We start from the raw sequence: 17,903 nt of genomic DNA, 5'->3' as shown, positions 1-17,903 counted from the left end.
CAAAGATGAAGTATACAATGCCAATTATTCCGCTCAACAGTTTTAAAACGCAAAAGGGCTTGATGACACCAGATAAGGCCGTCTATGACAGCATGGTGTCACGGGGAATCTATGCCCCTGACCCGCAAGCTTCGTGGTTCCAGATGAAGGCTTCAGCCGGTCAAACCGGTGGGCCTTATCTGGAGCCAAGCATCAATAACCTTATGATCGGGGACAAAGTGACGATTGACGCCGATATCACACAGATCTCTGGCAGCTCTAAGCTTGATGTGAGCTACTTTTCACAGAAGACTGACAGTACGATTCTCCAGGTACATCCAATTTCACTTTCTTTCACAGAAGCTAGAACGCATGTCAAGGCCCAATTCGTCATCAGCGCGGTCATGACACCTGCGCTTGTCAACGGGTTCCTTCCAGAAGTTTGGCTGAATTTCAGATCAGATCCTAAGGACTTGGCTACTAACTCTGAAGCCGTAGTTGAAAACATCGCTATCACGGTGGACTCGCAGAACGCGATGGCTACGTATGATTCATATGACGCTGGTTTGCTCTCCGGTGGTGACATCGAACGCGTGCTCTTTGATAATCAAGCGTTTTCTGAAAGTAACTCAAGCGAAAATTATCAAGCTACCTATGATCTGCTTTCTAAGAAGCAGACCGGCTTCTCGCTGACTGACGCGGGTCTTACGATCTACATCAACAAAGACGGCGAAGATGTGCCCCATGCTTCGGATTTCAAAGGCATCGCGCTTCAGCATATCCCGTCCACAGCGATTCACGCCTTTGGCGGATACATCGAGTATGAGTCCACAAACTACATGCCAGTACGGCTTATGTACTACTTAGTCGATTACGATGGCTCTGTCACGAGCAAAATCGGACGTTTGCTCACTTTGAAGCCAGACCACACTGGCAAAAATAAGCAGTACTTCTTCTTAGAGTCCGATACTGAAATGGCGCTCTCTGACTCCGATAAGGGCAAGCTGGCCTTCTATAACATCGAGGTGGGCTCACGCGTCACGGATAACGGCGCGCTAGGCTTTCAGACGACACTAGCTAAGCTCTTAGTCCACCAAGACCGCACCTTCAAAACCGGCAAATATGTTTCACTTCAAATTCCTACAAGCAAGATTGCTGATGCGAGTTGAATCTTTTATCTTGGCGATAGTATCACCGCCGGATATAAGACAAGCAATCCTGCGGTATGCCGGTATCCAAACCAGATTTTTCTGCAAAACCAAATTCCGTATCAAGCTGATGCGGTCACTGGCTCGACCGTAGTCCACTCGAGTGACGGCAAGGGCTTCTACGACCGTGTGTCCGATGATGATTTTTCAAAAACTGAAAAATTAGTTATCTTTGGCGGGCACAACGATTTCCATCAAAATAAGCCTCTTGGCAAGCTAGGCGACACAACTGGCGATACCTTCTATGGCGCATACGAAGGCGTCATTAAGTCAGCGCTGGCAAGCAATCCAAAGCTGAAGATCTATTTAGTCACTCCGAATTGGCGGATCGTCGACGAGAGCGATCAAACGAGTATAAATAAAGATATCGACACTTATGTAAACGGCGCCGGTGCGACCTTTGGGGACTACACCAAGGCGATTGAGGATCTAGGTGCTAAGTATCATCTACCCGTGCTCAACTTGTATAAGGATTGGGGGGTTTTCAGAGGAAACCGCACTGTGTGGCTTGTGGATAATCTTCACCCAAACGACGCAGGTCAGAAGTGGCTAGCTGAAAAGATCAACGGCTTTATCGAAAGCAATTGATCGGGGCGAGCAAAATGAGACGAAAAAAGGAGTGTTTTAAATGATGAATTTACCGCCGCAGGATCACCTGTGGCTTTTACTTTGGAATAGTTTTCGCGCAATGGTTGACCAGCCAATCGTACTTTGGTTCGCGTGGGCTTGGATCATCGACATTTGCACTGGCACGTTCAAGTCGGTGTTTCCTAACGCGCGAACGAAGCTGGATTCAAGTGTCGGTCTTAAAGGATTGTTCAAGCACGTTTCAATCTTGATGATCGTGGTAACAGTCTACCCGTTCCTAGATGCGATCCAGTTCGATGCTGTGGGATCTGCGCTAGTGATCTTTTATGCCGCACAGTACACACTTTCAATTGTGGAAAATCTTGGTGTCATGGGGCTTCCAATTCCTAGCTTCATTACTGATAACGTCGAGAAGTTGAAGGAAGCGGCCGACCAGAACGACCAATCCAAAACGCATCAGGAATTAAGTTCTTTAAATAAGAAGGTAGACGATATTAAGAAGGAGGGCAAAAATGATGAACGGAATTGATGTTGCTTCATATCAGGCTGGAATGATGACCGCCAAAATCTCTGCCGATTTCGTAATTTCAAAAGCCACAGAAGGAACGAATTACGTCAATCCTGCTTGTGCTGGGCAAATTAACGGTGCGTTAGCTGGTGGCAAGCGAATTGGTCTTTATCATTTCGCTTCCGGTGGAGATTCAAAGCAAGAAGCTGATTATTTCATTTCAGCAGTTCAAGGCTGGATCGGGAAGGCGATTCTGGTGCTTGATTATGAAGCCCCAGCGGTCAAGAATGGTGCGACATGGGCTAAAACGTGGCTAGACTATGTGTCCGCTAAAACTGGTGTCCGTCCGCTGATTTATCTCGGGTTGAGTGATGAGAACGCTTATGATTGGTCAACGGTAGCTGGTGCTAACTACGGTTTATGGATCGCACAGTACAACAACTACAACCCAGTTTACGGCTATGCACCGCGTGATCTGTATGGGGCTCTCAAATATTGGAAGTCAGCCGCAATGTTCCAGTACACGAGCTCTGGCCGGTTAGGCGGCTGGGACGGCCCATTAGATTTCGACGTATTCTATGGGGACGAAAGCGCATGGGATAAGTATGCAAAGAAAAACGGCGGATCTACACCAGTTCAACCAAGCACACCTTCTAAGCCTGATACCCCCGTTTCAAAGCTTACCGGCTTTACCGATTCGCTCGGCGACCGCTGGTATAACGAAAGCGGAAGCTTCAAGCTGAATCAGCCAATCAATTTGCGGTGGGGCGCCAAGATTTCATCTAAGCTAATCGGTACACTTCAATCCGGCGCTTCCATTAAGTATGATGCGTTCTCACACCATGACGGATATGTTTGGTTACGCCAGCCTAGAAGCGACGGTTACGGCTACCTTGCATCTGGCGAAAGCTCTGGGGGAAAGCGTACTAGCTCATGGGGCACATTCTCATAATCAAAAGATTCACTTCACATTTGCTTCTGAACGGATTATAATTACATTATTAAATATTCCCCGCGTAAGCGGGGGTGATCCTTTGATAATTAGGGTCAAATCCTGTAAATCAGGGTATTCCCCGCGTTAGCGGGGCGGCTCGCCTTTGGGCGGGCTTTTTTTGTGCGCTAAAAAAGAAGAGTTACCAATGCGGCTGCTCTTCTTTTGCGTGCTGATATTATTCGAATGATCTTAGCTTTTCCTTGACCATTTTTAAAATGTCATTTAGATCATCTTTGGTAGCAATTTTTATAAAGCCTTTAGCCGAACTTTTTAGATTCCAATATCGCTGTTTACCCTTTGTCTTTTCCTTATATTTTTTCTGAGCACGTTTTTGAGCTTCTGTCATTGCCATGCGTTGCTAAACTCCCCATCTTCAAATAGTGAAGCCAGTCCACTGACTTGTTTTAATCTTAGCAGTTCATCAGCGTCCATGCCAATATTTTTCATGATCCACGCATCGCTCATGCCGGAATCTTTAAGCTCTTTGACAATATTTACCATCAAGTCAATATCATGCGTTCCGCGCGCCCTGTTATGGCGAATTGTTGATGCAATACGATCTTCGATAGGTTTGTCAATAACTGTAACGGGTAAAACCCCGCCTTCGCGATCATAAATGTCCTTGTGATTAAGCATTGTGGTATAGCGATGATAGCCATCGACAATTTCATACTTATCATCATCCTTCAAATAGTAGCATACGATAGGCATTGTATAACCATCATCTTTAATCGACTCATATAGAAGCTTCATTTCGGGCGGTGCAACATGATTTGGGTTGTATGCATTGGCTTGGATTTTTTCAATTGGGACAGGACGAACGTTATAAGCCGGAGATGTATATTTTTTCATGACTTCCTCCTAAATAAGGTTTTTGTACTTTGCAATTGCTTTTTTTCGTTTTTCTACTTGCGCCTTTGTCTGTGCAAATCCCATGTACTTAGCTGTGTGATCGTTTTTCATGATAGTAATGCACATGCGTTTATAGCTCGGAACGGCCTTAAAGTTTTTAACCGGCGTATCATCAGGGTAGGTTTCAAAGCGGACCGGCTTTTTCAACGTATGATAATTTGTTTTTTCGCCGACTTCTATTGCAATACCAGCATCCTTAAGTTCGTTAATGGTTTCATCATCTAAAACGCCACCTTTTCTTTGCCAAAATTCCAATGATGTTTTAAAAATGTTTTCATAATTTTCACGTGTGGTCTTTGGCAAAGAATTTAGTAGAAATTTAAGGTATGATTCCCACGACATTCCCTTTGGAAGTTGCAAGGACTTCCACCCCATTGCGGTTGTACCGCCATAGATTCCAGCGAAGTTGACGCCGTTTACACGCCCCAACATTTTTGCCCATGTATCAGGCTCGATGACCTGATAATACTTTAGAGAATCAAGTCCCTCTGATAGGAAGGGAGAGGCAACCCGCATTTTGTTGATTGGAATTCCGGCTTTGTAGTAAAGGTCATAAATATGGTTGTACGAATATGCGTATTTAGCATTGGCGACCCAAATATCATTTACTTGCCAGTCATAAATAGGATATGCATTATAGACCTGATTTGAAATCATTGTGATGTAATTTTTATCGTGATAGGAATTCACTTTGTTCTTTGATTTGATTGCTCTGTAACGGTCAAGGCTTTCGTCAGCACGAATTCCAATTAAAACGGCGGTTTCACCGTGTTTACGGGCAAACCATTTTGTGAAATCAGTTTGGACCTTATAATCGCGAGTACCGGCCTCATAGTTCCAAGGAACATTATTCTCGTTGATGACATATTCGGCAGTCGGCATTTGTCTAACCCAGATACTTCGCTTCGACTTTTCCCATGGAATCCAAAGACCTTGACTCATTGACGTAGCTGTAGGGACGCTATTGGGCAGACATAGCCAGAAACGCTTTACGTCATTTTTTTCGTTAAACTCCTTTTGAGCATACTCAATGGTGGCCTGATATTGAACCTCATAATCGAGAAAATAAAAACCAAATTTATCAAGAAATCCATGTTTTTTAGCATAGTCATAGGCCTTGTTTAGCAGCAGGCCGCTATCTTTACCACCCGAGAAGGCGACTAAAACGTTGCCGAAGTGATCGAACACATATTTCAAACGATTTTCCGCTGCTTGGTCAACGTCTATATCTAAATATTTCTTGGTCATTATACTAATTGCCCCCACTTATAATTTCCGTCATCTGTTTGGATAATCTCCTTGAACATGGACAGGAGAGATTGCTTTCTCTCAATGTTACTATCCATTGTTTTTTCCAAGTTCACATCACCCGTAAGATCATAATAGGTGACATCGTCCTTTTGACCCATGCGGTAAATGCGATGCTCTGCCTGATCACGTTGAGCATAGTCAAAGGTCTTATCGAAGAAGACTATACGGTTATAGTTCTGCAAGTTTAGGCCAAGACTGCCTTTGCCGTATGTGAGTACTTTCGTATGCGGAAAAGCCTGCTCTACGGCTTCCTTCGAACGAATAAATTTCGTAAATACGATGGTTTTATCGTTTACGATTCCGAAAAGTTCCCTTATTTTGTTCGGCTCATCACAGTAGGAGTGCTGCATTGCCTGTGTCAACTTTAGAAAAGATTCCGTATCTCCATATTTCATTCGGTTTAAAAAAGTAGCTCGTAGCGCCGAATATTTATTCCAGTTCTCGACAACTTGATAGTTTATCGTTTGATATGACTTATCATGATTAAGCTGAAGATCAGAGTCATATACGTATGGTTCAATCAGTGAATACAAGTAGTCGAGATTCATGTACCCGTCAATGATCTCGGCCCAATTACTGTAGTAGCCATAGGCCAATTCACGTCTGAACTGGGTATATTTGCAGAAGGTATCTTTAAATTGTCTATAGTCCATTTTCAAGATTTTATGACTCAAAAATTCCATTTGTAGCCACAGATCAAGAATATTTTTAGAGAGTGGAGTACCGTTCAAGACAAGTCGATATTCAGACAGCTTACCAAGTTCAAGAGCGCGCCGTGTTCTTTTAGCATATGGATTTTTAATTTTTAGCGATTCATCAAGTACAATAAATGGCTTTTTACTTTTTTGAAGAAGCTCTCGGAGTTCTAAATAAACTCTGTCCGAATTTGACAGTGTCTCAATTCCTTCTATTCTAAATGGAGTTTTTAGTCCCCAATGCTTGATCTCCTTTTTTATGTTTTCTTTGGTTTGATATGGGACAAGAAAAAGGCAAAAGTCTGTATCAGTATGATTCACAAGCCACAGGGATGTTCTTGTTTTTCCGGTCCCAGGGCGCATGAAAAGTGCGCCAACTTTCAACCTTTCAAGTTTCTTGACGGCCGATATTTGCCCTTCCGTATAGGATTCATCTTTCATTTTAAAGTTCCTTTCTTGACATCTGCACGTGTCTCGTCTATAATGTTATTATAGCCTAGAGGCTATATAAAAGCAAGGGAAGCATACTAAATGAGAGAAAACGAAGATCGTTGGGAAACTATATGTTTCCCAATTTCATTTATAAAATATGAAACTGAAAAAGCACTATTGGTTGGTGTTCCGCATAGCAGGAAGTCATTTTGGTTGCCTAAATGGTTTGTGAAAAGTAGAATCGACTCAAATTTGAAAAGAGTGGAGATCTGTAAGGACTGGTTTTATCACACTTCATACGATCATAAGAAGGGCAAAATATCTGGAGAAGTAATAATTGAAATGTTTTCTAATTTAGGAAAGCCGCTTAAAGCAGAGTATACAGAATCGCATTTTCATATTCCTAAAAAAGTACACGTCTCAAGGGTTGCTAAAGTAGATAAGAGCTTACTAAAAGAGTGACCCTCGCGGATCACCCTTTTTTATTTTCCTTCTATTAAAAGTGCGTCCATTCCGCACCTCCAAACATCCTGTCGTAGAACTCTGCTGCCGCCTCGACTTGGTTGTCAAACATGGTCATGAGATACTCGCCGCTCTCGCAGTCCGTGACCATGAGCGTGCCTTCGCCGAGTTCGACAAAGCACCTTCTTCCATTAAACTCGGTTGTAAATGAATCATACATATTTTTCACCCCTTCATTAGTGATTACGCAAACGGATCCGAATGCACCTTTTTTGGCCAAAAAGCCGTTTTTTGACGCGATGACGGTACAGATACGGTACAAGGGCGGTTCAGACCTGCAACCGCAACAAGTGTCACAACTACATTGAAGTAATTCAGCCTTTTATGAAAGGACGTTTCCGAAGGGAAGCGTCTTTTTTTTGTGTTAAATTTTTCCAAGCGGATTTAGTGAACTTCAAGTGACTTGTCGCACTCTGATTTTAAACGTGCTCCAAGTGATTGTCGTTTTCATTTAGTGAACTTCTCCTTGAATGTCTCAAGGGCTTAGACATTCTGCGTCAAAGTTCGTCTAAATTTCAAACGCCAGTTCATCACTTGTCGCACTCTGATTTTAAACGTGTTTCAAGGTGCTGCCCATTCCGCTGAACTGACTTTTCCTGACGAGCAACAAGCACTCGTTGCGTCAAAGTCAAGTTCATGCTCATTGGCAACCCGCACCTTGTCGCACTCTGATTCTAAACGTGCTTCAAGTGATTGTCGTTTTCATTTAGTGAACTTCTCCTTGAATGTCTCAAGGGCTTAGACATTCTGCGTCAAAGTTCGTCTAAATTTCAAACGCCAGTTCATCACTTGTCGCACTCTGATTTCCATAATGGGTTTCTTTTGGAACGATGGTGCGCATGGCCTATAATAATCATAAGAACATTTCGGAAGGGAATTTTTGCGATGAAAGCGTGGCTAAAGAAGGTTTCGAACCTCATTGAGAAACATTTGACGGCATTGAAAGCAATCTTCATTCTTTCGGTGCTTGCCTTTGTCATTTATGAAGTAGGGCGCATCGCCCAGCAATTTAATGTGCAGCAGCTGAAGGCACAACTCTCGACGCAGAGCCCTTGGAGTTTGCTGCTCCTATTCGTGCTGGGTTTTGTTGCGGTGCTGCCGATGTTAAATTATGATTTTGTGATTACGGAATTGCTGCCGGCAAACTATTCCAAACGCTATATTGCCAAATCAGGCTGGATTGTCAATACGTTTACGAATCTGGCTGGGTTCGGCGGCTTTTTGGGGGCCAGCTTGCGGGCTAATTTTTACGGCAAACATGCCAGCCAGAAACAAGTTTTACTGGCGGTGTCTAAGATTGCCCTCTTTCTATTAGCCGGACTATCCGTCTGGTGCTGGGTTGCGCTCGCTGAAGTCTTCATTTTCGGGATTGGCCATGTTTTTGCCAATTACTGGATTTGGATGGTCGGCGGTGCCGTTTATTTTCCCGGACTGATGCTGCTGACCCATTGGAAGGAATCCAAATTGTTTCAAGATTTGCCCCTCAAACGTGAATTACGTTTAGCTTTAGGTTCTGCGCTTGAATGGGGAGCTTGTGCAGCTTTCTTTTTGCTGATCGGTTGGGTGCTGAAGATTCACGTTGATTATGCGGCTGTCTTTCCATTGTTTATGATTGCCAACGTGGTGGGCGTCGTTTCGATGGTACCTGGTGGTTTAGGCACATTCGATGTTTTCATGATTTTCGGGTTGGGCGCATTAGGAATCGATAGCAGTGTCGCCGTTGCCTGGCTGCTATTCTACCGGCTATTCTATTATATTTTTCCATTTCTGCTGGGCGTTGTTTTCTTTGCACAGGACGCCGGTCATCATTTCAATGCCTACTTGCAAGGCTTGCCGAAACAATTGCTGCAACGGGCGGCACACGGCATCTTGGTCTTCTTCCTGTATTTCACGACGGTGATGCTGCTGCTCGTCGCCACAGTACCTTCACTGACGAATCACAGCAGTTTGTTTCAGCAGTTATATCCGTATACGTTCTTTTTCCTGAATCGGATGACTAATATTATCGTGGCCTTTATGCTGATTGGTTTTGCACGGGGAATCGCCAATAAAGTCCGGCGGGCATACTGGCCGACAATGATCATGCTGATGGTTGCCATCGTATATACGATTTTTCAGGCCTTTTCCGTCAAGATGCTCGTTTTGCTGATTTTCATTTTAATTCTAACCTTTTTCAGCAAGAGCGAACTGTATCGTGTTAAGCTGGAATCTTCATGGGGCAATCGGCTGATTGACGGCACCGTTTATGCGTTAGCTTTCATTTTCTACGCTGTGGCCGGCTTTTATAATTCGCCGCATATTCATCACCGTCATGCTATTCCAACTGCCTTTCTCTTCCCCAATGAGAAAGTGTGGTTGAGCGGGCTCGTCGGAATGCTGATTGCGGCCGTGCTCTTGTGGCTGATTTTCCTGTACTTGCACGCCGGCCAGCAGACGTTGGCTACGCCATTCGATCCGGACCGAATCCATGCGGTCATTAAGCAGTACGGCGGCAATGAGGTCAGCCATTTGGCCTATCTGCGGGACAAGGAAATTTATTTCTACCAGGTGGATGGCCAAGACCGTGTCTTCATTATGTATCGCAAAACAGCCGATAAGCTGATTGTCATGGGCGAACCCGTTGGTGACCAAACGCAAATTATGCCGGCCATCTTGCAATTTGTGACGGATGCCGATAAACTCGATTGTACACCGGTCTTTTATGAAATTTCAGAAGCGCTGACGATGCAGCTCCATGAATACGGCTTCGACTTTATGAAATTCGGCGAAGAGGGCTATGTTCATCTGCCTGATTTCAATATTAGCGGCAATAAACACAAGGGTGAACGTTCCTTGATGAATAAATTCAAACGGGAAGGTTATACGTTCAGCATGCTCCAGCCGCCGTATTCCGATGCTGATTTCAAGCAGCTTCAGGATGTGTCGACGGAATGGCTGCATGGCCGGGCCGAAAAAGGCTTCTCGCTGGGCTTCTTTGATCGTTATTATCTGGAACGAGCGCCAATTGCGGTCATTCGGAATCAGGACAACAACATCGTTGCCTTTGCGAACATGATGCCGACGGGAGATCATACGGTCACCAGTATCGACTTGATGCGCCATTCGTCTAAAGCACCGTCCGGAATCATGGATGAGATCTTTATCAATTTATTTTACGAAAGCCGTGATGAAGGCTACCAGTATTTCAACATGGGAATGGCGCCGTTATCGAATGTCGGCACCTCGCAGTTCAGTTTTCTGCCGGAAAAGATTGCCCATTTGATTTATCAGTATGGGGCCCGTTTCTACGGTTTCCAAGGATTGCGGTCGTATAAAAACAAATACGTATCGAAGTGGGTTTCCAGATATATTGCGTATCGCAAACATCATTCGATTATTATTATGATGATTCAGTTGCTGCTGGTCGATAATCGCAAGGTCACCACGACGGAACCAAAGACGATGACGAGCCATTTTAAGCATTCGATTCAATTAGGGAAAAAGGCGAAGGAGTAAACAATGACAAATTATTATTTTTCAGCGCATCCAGATGTGCAGCACGATGAACACGAATGGAATTACACTTTACTCGGTGAACCAATGCGGTTTGTGACCGATAATGGGGTCTTTTCAAAACATACGGTTGATTATGGGACCCGTGTCCTCTTAAGTACTTTTAACGATGCGGACTATGCGGCCGGTGAATTTCTGGATATAGGCTGCGGCTACGGACCAATCGGCCTGACACTGGCTAAGAAAGCCCCAGAACGGCATGTCGATATGGTCGATGTCAATGAGCTGGCATTGTCGTTGGCGCAAAAGAGTGCCAAGCTGAATCAGATTGAGAATGTTTCGATCTTCGTTTCGGACGCTTATGCCCAAATTACCAAACAGTATGCGGCCATTTGGTCGAATCCACCCGTTCGAGCCGGCAAGGAGGTCGTCACTGAAATTCTGACGGGGGCCAAAGACCATTTGCTGCCCGGCGGGAAATTAACGATTGTTCTGCAGAAAAAGCAGGGCGCTCCGTCAGCCAAAAAGACGATGCAGGCTACTTATGGCAATGTCAAAACGCTGAAAAAAGATAAAGGCTATTATATTCTCCAAAGTCAGTACAATGCATGAACGAAAACGCTGCCGGAAATGGTGGCGCTATGTTAGAATGAAGCTAATCAAACGAATGGAGGTATTGGGTATGAAAACGAGTCAAAAAGTCATGATTGGATTAGGCATCACAACCGCCTTAGGGGCAACAGGTGTTTATTTTGCCACCCGTTCGATCGTCGCAAAGGTGCAGAAGAGGCAGAAACGGCAAAAAGTGCGCCGCTTTGTCGATGAAAAGTTCCATGGCAATGACAAAGCCTTAGCACTCGTTGACCAACTCTCCGATGAAGACGTCGATCATTTGCTCAATTTTTCAGATCATCTGAGCGATTTATGGGATCAAATCAGCGGCTATTCCAGCAATTTACAGGACTTAGCTAGTGATTTGCGTGACCAAGCCATCGATAAATTACAAAAATAATTTTAACTGTGAACGGCCGAGCATCCCGACTTTTTTGTCAGGGTGCTTTTTTTTTGTTAAAATGGATTATCATTACTTACGAAGGGGAGGCCACATTGTGACAAAATCATTAACACAGGCAGATATTCAGCACTATATGGGCGAGGCTTTGTTTGAGGCACGTGCGGCCGAACAGATCGGCGAAGTGCCAATCGGCGCCGTTGTCGTCCAAAACGGTAAAATTATCGGACGAGGCCATAATATTCGGGAGCATACGCAGGATGCAACCTTGCACGCCGAAATGATTGCCATCCAAGAAGCTTGTATGACGGTGCACAGTTGGCGGCTTGAGGATGCCCAATTATTCGTTACCTTGGAACCGTGTCCGATGTGTGCTGGTGCGATCATCAACAGCCGCATTGACCGGGTTTATTATGGTGCGCCCGACCCGAAAGCAGGAGCAGCCGGCACCTTAGTGAATTTGTTGACGGACCACCGCTTCAATCATCAGGCCGATGTATTTTCTAACGTCCGAGCCGCTGAATCTAAGGCCTTGTTACAGCATTTCTTTCAAGAAATCCGCCGCAAACGAAAAAATAAAAAGGGGTAGCTTTTTATCCCTAAAACGTGTAATATAGAATGTGCCGAAAGGTCTTGAGGCAATGTCCGGCCTACGAATCGTGTCAGATCCGGAAGGAAGCAGCACTAAGTTCGTTTGGACATGTGCCTTAAGTTTTTATGATAATTGAGCGGAGCCTGACTTTAATATTTTGCGAGTCAGGCTCTTTAAATATGTAATTTCACGGAACAGGGAGGCAAATGGATGAGTTATCAAGCATTGTATCGTGTTTGGCGGCCGCAGCGGTTTGATGAGATCGTCGGTCAGAAGACGATCACCCAAACTTTGAAGAATGCGATCATGACAAAACAAACCAGTCATGCCTATTTGTTCACCGGACCACGTGGGACTGGAAAGACTTCGATGGCCAAGATTTTTGCCAAGGCGATCAACTGTCATCACACGGTCGATGGCGAGCCCTGCAACAAGTGCGAGACCTGTATGGCGATTACCGAAGGTCGGTTGAATGATGTTATCGAAATCGATGCGGCGTCTAATAATGGGGTCGAAGAGATTCGCGACATTCGGGATAAGGTCAAATATGCACCGACCGAAGCTGATTACAAAGTCTATATCATCGATGAAGTGCATATGTTGTCGACAGGGGCTTTCAATGCATTGCTGAAAACGCTGGAAGAACCGCCGGCCAATGTTGTCTTTATTTTAGCGACGACGGAACCGCATAAAGTACCAGCGACAATCATTTCACGAACCCAGCAGTTCAGTTTTCGCCGGATTGCACCGCAGGATATTTATGAGCGGATGGTCTATATCTTAAAGGATAAGAAAATTACCTTCGATGAAAAAGCGCTGAAAGTGATAGCCAAAGCGGCGGAAGGCGGAATGCGGGATGCACTCAGCATTCTTGATCAAGTTTTGTCGTTCAGCGACAATCATGTCACTTTAGAAAGTGCACTCGATGTGACCGGTGAAGTCACAGAAGATCAGATTGCTGAATATCTGCAGGCGGCCTTGAAACGAGATACAACCCAGGCGTTGACACTGTTAGAGCAGATTCAGGCTGCTGGCAAAGATGGGGCTCGTTTAATTGAAGATTTGATTGAGTACTGCCGGGACCTCTTGCTGTACCAGCAGTCACCGGAAATGGTCGAAAAGATCGAAATGGGTCTGATTGATGATACGTTTAAGCAGTTGAGCCAGCAGTTTACGGCTGAACAGCTGTATCAGATGATTGAAATCTTGAATGAAACGCAGCAGCAGCTGCGGTTTACCAATCATCCCGACGTCTATCTTGAAGTGGTCACGGTTCGTCTGACGCAGTTACAACCTAAAGCAGCTGTACCAGCTGCCAATGCCGCACCAGCACCGCAAGTTCAGCAATTAGAACAGCAGATTCAGCAGCTGCAACAACAGCTGCAGCAAATGCAAGCCCAACCAGCTGCAAATACGGCGGCAGCCAAACCAGCATCTAAACCGGCGCCGCATTCGGCTGTCAAAACGCCGCATGTCCATTTGGAACAGCTGGAACCCGTCTTATCGGTTGCAACGCGCAAGGATCTGAATACGGTTCAAGATATCTGGCCGGATTTGATGACGATGCTATCGATGACGGAACGAGCAATGCTGAAGGTGTCGGCACCTGTTGCAGCAAGTCCTGGCGGCGTGATTGTCGCTTTCGATTATCCGATTTTATTCGAACGAGCCACCAAGAACCAAGAACTGCGCAACGATATTACCGGCAACCTTAATAAACTGACCGGCAATACTTATCAGCTGGTCTTAGTCGCTAAAGACGAGTGGCCGAGTTTGCGGAAACGTTATATTGAATTGCACCATGGCAATCTAAAAAAGAAACCAGCCGCAGCGGCTGAAAAAAAGCCTGAAGAACCACCAGTTGTGACGAAAGCAATGGACTTTTTTGGCAAAGACAATGTGAAAGTTGAAGAAAATTAGGAGATGACCAACATGCGTGGAATGGGTAATATGCAAGGTATGATGAAACAAGTTCAGAAGATGCAGAAGGAAATGAAAAAGACGCAGGAAGCTTTGAACGAAACCGAATTTGTCGGTGAAGCCGCCGATGACAAAGTCAAAGTGACCTTTACCGGCGATCATACGATGACTGATATCGTGATCGCACCAGAAGCCGTTGATCCTGACGACGTTGATATGTTGCAGGATTTGATTTTGATGGCAGTCAACGATGCCATGAAGCAGATCGATGCCGAAACCCAGAACAAGATGGGCAAGTATACGAAAGGCTTGATGTAAACTTCCGCCCGTTGCCTGTGGAAAGGAAGATAAGATGCAGCAATATCCACAACCGATCGCAAATTTGATCGATAGTTATAAGAAATTACCCGGGATTGGCGACAAAACAGCCACACGTTTGGCATTCTATACAATTGATATGGATGAAGACGATGTGACCAAGTTTGCCCAGAATCTGATTGCCGCCAAACGTGATCTGCATTATTGCAGTATTTGCGGCAACATCACCGAACAAGATCCGTGCGAAATTTGTACCGATAAAACCCGTGACCAGTCGACGATTCTTGTGGTTGAACAGCCGAAAGATGTGATGTCGATGGAACGGATGAACGATTATCATGGCTTGTACCATGTTCTACATGGGGTCTTATCCCCCATTGAAGGACTCGGTCCCGAAGATATCAATATCACTTCCTTGATTAAACGGCTTCAAAAGGATACCGTTAAGGAAGTAATCGTGGCCACAAATGCGACTCCTGAAGGGGAAGCAACTGCCCGTTATATCGCCCAGTTGATTAAACCGGCCGGAATCAAAGTGACACGACTGGCGCATGGTTTGTCCGTCGGCAGTGATATCGAATATGCCGATGAAATGACCTTGATCAAAGCCGTTGAAGGCCGTCAAGAGATGTAGGGAGGGATTCGTTTGTTTGGACGACATAAGCAGAAACGCCAAGTCAACGATGATCAGCAGCTGATCGACCTGATTTATCGGGTCCGTGAACAATGGCATCAGGCCAAACGAGTGGAAGAAAATGCCATTCAGGTCGATAATGCTTTGGAAATGCAAACTGCACTTCAGAAAAACAAGTATCAATTTTTATACCGTGAGGCTCGCCGACGCAAGGCTGACCCCACACTCGTCTCAAACGAAAGAATCAAATATCAAACCGAAATCGCTAAACAAGCTGATTAACTGTTTAGTGTCATGAACAAGTGTGCGGAATTTTTCCGGACACTTTTTTTGCGGCTTTTCACGTAGCGGACTTTAGTCACGCTCTGGAAATCATGGCCCTAATCAAGTAAAATGAAACTAATTAACAAACAGAAAGTGGGCTATTCGTGTGACTGGAATTTTTATGAGTTTTGAAGGACCGGACGGCGCTGGCAAAACCAGTGTCCTCAAGCAGCTGATCCCACAATTAAAGGAACAGACGGCACCAACGCTATTGCTCACACGTGAACCGGGCGGCGATCCGATTTCAGAGGCCATTCGGGATGTAATCCTTGATGTCAAAAACGTGGACATGGATGCCCGAACGGAAGCTTTGCTGTATGCAGCGGCTCGGCGCCAGCATTTGGCCGAAACGGTGCTGCCGGCGTTGTCACAGGGCGACACGGTGATCAGCGATCGGTTTGTCGACAGTTCGATCGCCTATCAGGGCGCTGGTCGTCAGATCGGAACACAGGCTGTCGCTGATTTGAATCAATTTGCCACCGACGGCTTGACGCCAGCATTGACGATCTATTTAGATGTGCCGGTTAAATTAGGGCTGGAACGCATCCAGACCCAGCGGCAGGATGATTATGATCGTCTGGATCGGGAACAAGTCGATTTTCATGAACGGGTTCATCAGGCCTATTTGGAAATTGCTAAAAACAATCCCAATCGGGTGGTTACAGTTGATGCGACCCAGCCGTTGGTCCAAGTTGTCGCTGATTGCCTGCAAGTCATCAAAACACATTATCCGCAGATTTTTGAAAGGAAGTAGCTGACTATGAAACTTATTTTAGCAATCGTTCAAGATAAAGATGCCTCCCGCCTGCGCAATGAATTTATCGAGTCGAACGTGCGGGCCACCAAGTTATCGACCACTGGCGGCTTTCTGAAATCCGGCAATACGACGTTCATCATCGGGATTGCCGATGATCGGGTCGATGAAGTCCTTAGCATGATTAAAAAGACCTCACAGGCACGACAAGAATATGTCACGCCGCCGATGAATCTCGATGCCAGTTCGGACGGCTCGATTACATCACCGGTCGAAGTCCAAGTTGGCGGGGCCACCGTCTTTGTGCTGCCCGTTGAACAGTTTCACCAGTTCTAACGATGACGGATTTTAAAATCAATCAGCTGCAGCCGCAACTGGTCCAGACATTTGATCGGATTATTGCTGAAAAGCGGCTGGCCCATGCTTATTTATTTGAAGGCGAAAAGGGGACTGGCAAAGTTGATTTGGCAACCTGGATTGCGATGCGGTTATTTTGCCAGCATGTTGAAGATGGGCAGCCGGACGGCACGTGCCCAGAGTGTCAGCGGGTCTTAACCGGAAATCATCCTGATTTCATCCGAATCCAGCCAGACGGACAGCGGATTAAAGTTGATGCGGTCCGTTATTTTAAAGCTGAAATCAGCAAAAGCGGGATGGAAAGCAGCCGTCGTATCTTCGTGATTGAAGATGCCGAAAAGCTGACTACCGGTGCCGCTAATAGTTTATTGAAGTTTTTGGAAGAGCCAGCGGCCAATATTCTGACGATTCTGACGACATCCGCCAAAAATCAAATTTTGCCGACGGTATTGTCACGGCTGCAGATCGTTCATTTTCCGCCGTTAGCCCGGCCGGTTCTCATCAAAGAAATCCAAGATCAGCAGATTGCGACAACTTCCGCACCATTATTGGCTCATTTAACCAATGATTTGGGCGTCGCCAAAGAATGGATGGCTGACGACTATCTGCCGCAACTAACGGACAAGGTCTGGCAGTGGGCCGAACGGGTATTGAAACACGATGATGAAGCGTTTGTACTTGTTCAAACACAGCTGATGCCGGCTGCAAAGGATAAAGAACAGGTGCCGTTGGTGCTGCAGGTGCTCGAACTCGTTTTCCGTGACCTGCTTAATGTTCGTTACAATGTGACGGATGACCTCAGTTTCCCGGCGCAGCAGACTCAGCTTAAGCAATGGAGCCAGAGATTGACGACTCAGCAATTAGTCGCCATGCAGATGGCTGTCTTGGAGGCACGCAAACAACGCTGGTATAACGTCAGCTTGCAAAATGTGCTGGAGAGTTTAACATTGAAGTTATTACAGATCGCCACAAATTCAGCAGGGAGGAGCGCACTGTGAAACAAAAGAATTTGTATGATAGTTTTCTGCAATTAGAACAGGAAACGCAGCAATTATTAAGCCAGCTTGATGTGATCAAAGAAACGATGTCCGGCACGCTCGAGAAAGATGCCGAACTGGAGATTGAAAATGAACATCTCCGCCAGCGTTTGGAAGAACTGCAAAAAGACAATGCCAGCAAGAACAACGACAGCGATGAAAATGGGTTGTCGAAGTCGAAACAGAATCTTGAAAAACTGTATGAGGAAGGTTATCATGTCTGCCGTGAATTTTACGGTTCACGGCGTGAAAATGATGAGTCATGCATGTTTTGTACAGATACAATCTACGAAGACCATCATTAGGATTTGAAA

At 45.4% G+C, this 17,903-nt stretch carries 22 protein-coding genes and 1 other RNA gene; 18 read left to right on the top strand and 5 right to left on the bottom strand.

The window, feature by feature from the left end:
- Positions 1 to 5 precede the first annotated feature (5 nt).
- The 4 genes from IV40_RS06440 to IV40_RS06425 are packed head-to-tail and all read left to right on the top strand — an operon-like array spanning position 6 to position 3,235.
- Positions 6 to 1,148 carry a hypothetical protein gene (locus IV40_RS06440; protein WP_057769662.1) on the top strand — a complete coding sequence of 381 codons (1,143 nt, stop codon included), beginning with the start codon at positions 6 to 8 and terminating at the stop codon, positions 1,146 to 1,148.
- Positions 1,149 to 1,775 carry an SGNH/GDSL hydrolase family protein gene (locus IV40_RS06435; RefSeq protein WP_082617816.1) on the top strand — a complete coding sequence of 209 codons (627 nt, stop codon included), beginning with the start codon at positions 1,149 to 1,151 and terminating at the stop codon, positions 1,773 to 1,775.
- 40 nt (positions 1,776 to 1,815) lie between these two features.
- Positions 1,816 to 2,304: a phage holin family protein gene (locus IV40_RS06430; RefSeq protein WP_057769658.1), complete on the top strand. Its 489-nt coding sequence runs from the start codon at positions 1,816 to 1,818 to the stop codon at positions 2,302 to 2,304.
- Positions 2,288 to 3,235 carry a GH25 family lysozyme gene (locus IV40_RS06425; protein WP_057769655.1) on the top strand — a complete coding sequence of 316 codons (948 nt, stop codon included), beginning with the start codon at positions 2,288 to 2,290 and terminating at the stop codon, positions 3,233 to 3,235. The genes IV40_RS06430 and IV40_RS06425 overlap by 17 nt, the downstream gene beginning before the upstream one ends.
- A 217-nt stretch (positions 3,236 to 3,452) precedes the next feature.
- Here IV40_RS06425 and IV40_RS10740 read toward each other — a convergent pair whose 3' ends face one another.
- From IV40_RS10740 to IV40_RS06410, 4 genes are read right to left on the bottom strand one after another with little or no spacing between them, the layout of a single operon-like run.
- Entirely contained in the window at positions 3,453 to 3,629 is a 177-nt protein-coding gene (locus IV40_RS10740) for a hypothetical protein (protein ID WP_156404251.1), read from the bottom strand.
- Positions 3,620 to 4,129, bottom strand: coding sequence for an IbrB-like domain-containing protein (locus tag IV40_RS06420; RefSeq protein ID WP_057769653.1), 510 nt, complete (start codon positions 4,127 to 4,129; stop codon positions 3,620 to 3,622). Before IV40_RS06420 ends, IV40_RS10740 begins: the two co-directional genes overlap by 10 nt.
- Positions 4,130 to 4,138: 9 nt before the next feature.
- Positions 4,139 to 5,437, bottom strand: coding sequence for a DUF3440 domain-containing protein (locus IV40_RS06415; RefSeq protein ID WP_057769651.1), 1,299 nt, complete (start codon positions 5,435 to 5,437; stop codon positions 4,139 to 4,141).
- Positions 5,437 to 6,636, bottom strand: coding sequence for an SNF2-related protein (locus IV40_RS06410; RefSeq protein ID WP_057769650.1), 1,200 nt, complete (start codon positions 6,634 to 6,636; stop codon positions 5,437 to 5,439). Before IV40_RS06410 ends, IV40_RS06415 begins: the two co-directional genes overlap by 1 nt.
- 90 nt (positions 6,637 to 6,726) lie before the next feature.
- Between IV40_RS06410 and IV40_RS06405 the strand changes: the two genes are divergently transcribed.
- Positions 6,727 to 7,089 (top strand): hypothetical protein, encoded by a 363-nt coding sequence (locus IV40_RS06405; protein WP_057769649.1) that lies wholly within the window; start codon positions 6,727 to 6,729, stop codon positions 7,087 to 7,089.
- A 34-nt stretch (positions 7,090 to 7,123) separates the two neighbouring features.
- Here IV40_RS06405 and IV40_RS06400 read toward each other — a convergent pair whose 3' ends face one another.
- Complete coding sequence (locus IV40_RS06400) at positions 7,124 to 7,309, bottom strand: hypothetical protein (protein WP_057769648.1); 186 nt, start codon at positions 7,307 to 7,309, stop codon at positions 7,124 to 7,126.
- A 725-nt stretch (positions 7,310 to 8,034) separates the two neighbouring features.
- Here IV40_RS06400 and mprF point away from each other — a divergent pair.
- From mprF to IV40_RS06340, 13 genes are all read left to right on the top strand, one after another.
- Positions 8,035 to 10,644, top strand: coding sequence for a bifunctional lysylphosphatidylglycerol flippase/synthetase MprF (mprF, locus tag IV40_RS06395; protein WP_057769647.1), 2,610 nt, complete (start codon positions 8,035 to 8,037; stop codon positions 10,642 to 10,644).
- A gap of 3 nt (positions 10,645 to 10,647) precedes the next feature.
- On the top strand, positions 10,648 to 11,253 hold the full coding sequence (locus IV40_RS06390) for a class I SAM-dependent methyltransferase (protein WP_057769645.1): 606 nt from the start codon (positions 10,648 to 10,650) through the stop codon (positions 11,251 to 11,253).
- Positions 11,254 to 11,323: 70 nt separating this feature from the next.
- The gene (locus IV40_RS06385; RefSeq protein ID WP_057769643.1) at positions 11,324 to 11,653 is read left to right on the top strand and encodes a hypothetical protein; all 330 of its coding nucleotides are present in this window, start codon (positions 11,324 to 11,326) and stop codon (positions 11,651 to 11,653) included.
- Between the two features lie 94 nt (positions 11,654 to 11,747).
- Positions 11,748 to 12,242, top strand: a complete 495-nt coding sequence (tadA, locus tag IV40_RS06380; RefSeq protein ID WP_476737433.1) for a tRNA adenosine(34) deaminase TadA — start codon at positions 11,748 to 11,750, stop codon at positions 12,240 to 12,242.
- Positions 12,243 to 12,278: 36 nt separating this feature from the next.
- An RNA gene (ffs, locus tag IV40_RS10600) (signal recognition particle sRNA small type) lies at positions 12,279 to 12,375 on the top strand.
- A gap of 80 nt (positions 12,376 to 12,455) precedes the next feature.
- Positions 12,456 to 14,165: a DNA polymerase III subunit gamma/tau gene (gene dnaX, locus IV40_RS06375; RefSeq protein ID WP_057769641.1), complete on the top strand. Its 1,710-nt coding sequence runs from the start codon at positions 12,456 to 12,458 to the stop codon at positions 14,163 to 14,165.
- Positions 14,166 to 14,177: 12 nt separating this feature from the next.
- Entirely contained in the window at positions 14,178 to 14,483 is a 306-nt protein-coding gene (locus tag IV40_RS06370; protein ID WP_057769639.1) for a YbaB/EbfC family nucleoid-associated protein, read from the top strand.
- A gap of 34 nt (positions 14,484 to 14,517) precedes the next feature.
- A complete protein-coding gene (gene recR, locus IV40_RS06365; RefSeq protein WP_057769636.1) occupies positions 14,518 to 15,117 on the top strand; it encodes a recombination mediator RecR in 600 nt (199 codons plus the stop codon).
- A 12-nt stretch (positions 15,118 to 15,129) separates the two neighbouring features.
- Entirely contained in the window at positions 15,130 to 15,399 is a 270-nt protein-coding gene (locus IV40_RS06360; protein ID WP_057769634.1) for a YaaL family protein, read from the top strand.
- A gap of 148 nt (positions 15,400 to 15,547) precedes the next feature.
- A complete protein-coding gene (tmk, locus tag IV40_RS06355; RefSeq protein ID WP_057769632.1) occupies positions 15,548 to 16,195 on the top strand; it encodes a dTMP kinase in 648 nt (215 codons plus the stop codon).
- A 6-nt stretch (positions 16,196 to 16,201) separates the two neighbouring features.
- Entirely contained in the window at positions 16,202 to 16,531 is a 330-nt protein-coding gene (locus IV40_RS06350) for a cyclic-di-AMP receptor (protein ID WP_057769630.1), read from the top strand.
- Between the two features lie 2 nt (positions 16,532 to 16,533).
- Positions 16,534 to 17,550 (top strand): DNA polymerase III subunit delta', encoded by a 1,017-nt coding sequence (holB, locus tag IV40_RS06345; RefSeq protein ID WP_057769628.1) that lies wholly within the window; start codon positions 16,534 to 16,536, stop codon positions 17,548 to 17,550.
- Positions 17,547 to 17,894, top strand: coding sequence for a DNA replication initiation control protein YabA (locus IV40_RS06340; RefSeq protein WP_057769626.1), 348 nt, complete (start codon positions 17,547 to 17,549; stop codon positions 17,892 to 17,894). The genes holB and IV40_RS06340 overlap by 4 nt, the downstream gene beginning before the upstream one ends.
- Positions 17,895 to 17,903 lie beyond the last annotated feature (9 nt).

The sequence above is a fragment of the Lactobacillus selangorensis genome (assembly GCF_001437205.1).
GTDB classification, from domain to species: domain Bacteria; phylum Bacillota; class Bacilli; order Lactobacillales; family Lactobacillaceae; genus Paralactobacillus; species Paralactobacillus selangorensis.
The sequence above is the reverse complement of the archived record's forward strand: the minus strand, read 5'-3'. Positions and strand labels throughout refer to the sequence as shown.

Coding starts and splice junctions, on each gene's coding strand:
- IV40_RS06425 (WP_057769655.1), top strand. CDS start 2,288: ATGATGAACGGAATTGATGTTGCTTCATATCAGGCTGGAATGATGACC.
- IV40_RS06405 (WP_057769649.1), top strand. CDS start 6,727: ATGAGAGAAAACGAAGATCGTTGGGAAACTATATGTTTCCCAATTTCA.
- IV40_RS06415 (WP_057769651.1), bottom strand. CDS start 5,437: ATGACCAAGAAATATTTAGATATAGACGTTGACCAAGCAGCGGAAAAT.
- IV40_RS06440 (WP_057769662.1), top strand. CDS start 6: ATGAAGTATACAATGCCAATTATTCCGCTCAACAGTTTTAAAACGCAA.
- holB (WP_057769628.1), top strand. CDS start 16,534: ATGACGGATTTTAAAATCAATCAGCTGCAGCCGCAACTGGTCCAGACA.
- IV40_RS06370 (WP_057769639.1), top strand. CDS start 14,178: ATGCGTGGAATGGGTAATATGCAAGGTATGATGAAACAAGTTCAGAAG.
- IV40_RS06420 (WP_057769653.1), bottom strand. CDS start 4,129: ATGAAAAAATATACATCTCCGGCTTATAACGTTCGTCCTGTCCCAATT.
- dnaX (WP_057769641.1), top strand. CDS start 12,456: ATGAGTTATCAAGCATTGTATCGTGTTTGGCGGCCGCAGCGGTTTGAT.
- IV40_RS10740 (WP_156404251.1), bottom strand. CDS start 3,629: ATGGCAATGACAGAAGCTCAAAAACGTGCTCAGAAAAAATATAAGGAA.
- IV40_RS06400 (WP_057769648.1), bottom strand. CDS start 7,309: ATGTATGATTCATTTACAACCGAGTTTAATGGAAGAAGGTGCTTTGTC.
- IV40_RS06350 (WP_057769630.1), top strand. CDS start 16,202: ATGAAACTTATTTTAGCAATCGTTCAAGATAAAGATGCCTCCCGCCTG.
- IV40_RS06430 (WP_057769658.1), top strand. CDS start 1,816: ATGATGAATTTACCGCCGCAGGATCACCTGTGGCTTTTACTTTGGAAT.
- mprF (WP_057769647.1), top strand. CDS start 8,035: ATGAAAGCGTGGCTAAAGAAGGTTTCGAACCTCATTGAGAAACATTTG.
- IV40_RS06385 (WP_057769643.1), top strand. CDS start 11,324: ATGAAAACGAGTCAAAAAGTCATGATTGGATTAGGCATCACAACCGCC.
- recR (WP_057769636.1), top strand. CDS start 14,518: ATGCAGCAATATCCACAACCGATCGCAAATTTGATCGATAGTTATAAG.
- IV40_RS06390 (WP_057769645.1), top strand. CDS start 10,648: ATGACAAATTATTATTTTTCAGCGCATCCAGATGTGCAGCACGATGAA.
- IV40_RS06410 (WP_057769650.1), bottom strand. CDS start 6,636: ATGAAAGATGAATCCTATACGGAAGGGCAAATATCGGCCGTCAAGAAA.